This is a genomic window from Bacillus sp. P4_D3 (assembly GCF_056401855.1).
In genome coordinates, this window is the sequence record NZ_JBFUIN010000561.1 from 1 (window position 1) to 2,016 (window position 2,016).

Below are 2,016 nucleotides of genomic sequence, written 5' to 3' on the forward strand. Positions count from 1 at the left end.
TTATAAATTCTCCTTACTTGTTTAATGTAGAAGCAACAGCTTTTGCATCGATAAGAGCGGAAAATACCATGCCCATTGTATTTAAGAAATTGTTCGTTTTCATTTTGTTCATCATATAGATCCGCCCCTTTTCGAATAGTTGTTGCCTTGTTTCTGACTTAATTGTATGAAATATTACGGAGAGTCACTATCGAATTAGCTTACAGGAAAATTACACTTTTGTAAGAAAAACAAATGAAAGTGTAATGATGAGAAGATTTGACATATGTTCATGTGATTTATTAAGTTAAAAGTAGAGGTGAGTGTATGGCTAATATTAAAGATATTGCAAAGATGGCTGGGGTTTCAGTTACGACTGTTTCGAGGGTATTAAATGATCATCCATATGTAAGTGAAGAAAAAAGGAAAGTTGTTTTAGAAATAGTTGAGAAATTGAATTACTCACAAAATGCAAATGCTGTTCATTTATCAAAAGGAAAGACGAATATTGTTGGCGTGATTTTACCTTATATTAATCATCCGTCTTTTGATGCGATGGTGGGTGGAATGATGGAAGTTGCGTTAGCTCATAATTATCGAGTGCTTCTTTGTCAAACGAACTACAATAAAAAAGAAGAAATGAAAAGTTTACATATGTTGAAAACAAAGCAACTAGACGGTCTTATCATTTGTTCTCGTGCCAATGAGTGGGAAATTATAGAGCCTTATGCAGCATATGGGGCGGTTATTGCTTGTGAGGATAATGATATTGAAAGCATATCGAGTGTATATACAGATCATTTTAATGCCTTTCAATTAGGGATGAGTTACCTTATTGAAAAAGGTTATAAGAAGATTGGATATTGTACGGGAAGAAAGTTAGGGCCAAGTAGTAAGAAACGTTTTGATGCTTATAAACAACAGCTACAATTAATAGATGAAGAAGTGATGGAAGATCGGATTTTCACAGAATGCTTTACATTAGAAGATGGTGTAAGAGTTGCACATCAATTCAAGGAGATGGAGAATCCTCCTGAAGCATTAATAGTGGCAGGGGATGAAGTTGCTATTGGGATCATGACAGAAGTTAAAAAATTAGGTATTAAAGTTCCTGAAGATTTAGCGATTATTGGTTTTGATAATCAACCGATTTCTCAAGTTTTACAACTGACAACCATTGACCAAAATTTAAAGGGAATAGGTAAGACGGCTTTTGAAATGTTTTACAGGCAAGTAAGTGATGAGAGTTCTAAACAAGAAAAGATGGAAATTCCGTATAAACTTGTGGAACGCTCCACGGTTTAGTATTTATCCGTTATGTGTATAATCGCATAACGGATTATTTTTTTGAAATGTCTTTGACAGGAAACGCGTTTCATACTTTATAAATGATTTACACCGGTATGTAATAATCCATGGATTCTTTTCGAGTGTTAAAACAATGAATGGAATTTGGAGGAATATGCATGAATGAACTTTTATCGAGTATGAAAAAATATGTAAAGGATGACGAAGAGATTTTGGCCTTTATGGTAGGGATATTTGAGAATGATAATTTTACGCTATGTTATCAACATGGAATTTTTGCTGCCACTACTAGACGTCTCCTTTTTTACGGGAAATTTCCGTACTATCCCGCAATATTTAAAGATTACTCATATTTGCATATAGATGACATAGATTTCCGTCCATGTTTCGAGTTTACTTGTAATCATGAAACCGTTAGAGCTAAGTATATTCAGAAAGGGAATGTGGAGCAATTTGTTCGTGCAGTTAGAGCAAATATGAATAATTAATCACCCCTTTGTTTAAACATAATATCATGGTCATTATGAGAAAGAATGCGTAATAAAAACCACTTCTAAACCTCTAGGAGATAGTGATACAATGTCAAATGGGGGGAGGGATGAACTATGGTTAATCAACGTATAAAGGAAATCGCATTAATTACAATCGGTTCATTACTATTTGCAATTGGTATTAATTACTTCGCAATTCCAAACCGTTTATCAGAAGGTGGAATCATCGGTCTAACGG

Annotated in this window: 3 protein-coding genes; all 3 read left to right on the plus strand. The window is 34.0% G+C overall.

Annotation, left to right across the window (positions count from 1 at the left end):
* Positions 1 to 306 precede the first annotated feature (306 nt).
* Positions 307 to 1,284: a LacI family DNA-binding transcriptional regulator gene (locus AC1DTM_RS24065; protein WP_016103342.1), complete on the plus strand. Its 978-nt coding sequence runs from the start codon at positions 307 to 309 to the stop codon at positions 1,282 to 1,284.
* A 161-nt stretch (positions 1,285 to 1,445) separates the two neighbouring features.
* On the plus strand, positions 1,446 to 1,775 hold the full coding sequence (locus tag AC1DTM_RS24070; protein WP_016103343.1) for a PH domain-containing protein: 330 nt from the start codon (positions 1,446 to 1,448) through the stop codon (positions 1,773 to 1,775).
* Positions 1,776 to 1,892: 117 nt separating this feature from the next.
* Positions 1,893 to 2,016: YitT family protein (locus AC1DTM_RS24075; RefSeq protein ID WP_477001063.1), on the plus strand; the 124-nt coding region annotated here is incomplete at its 3' end.

Coding starts and splice junctions, on each gene's coding strand:
- AC1DTM_RS24065 (WP_016103342.1), top strand. CDS start 307: ATGGCTAATATTAAAGATATTGCAAAGATGGCTGGGGTTTCAGTTACG.
- AC1DTM_RS24070 (WP_016103343.1), top strand. CDS start 1,446: ATGAATGAACTTTTATCGAGTATGAAAAAATATGTAAAGGATGACGAA.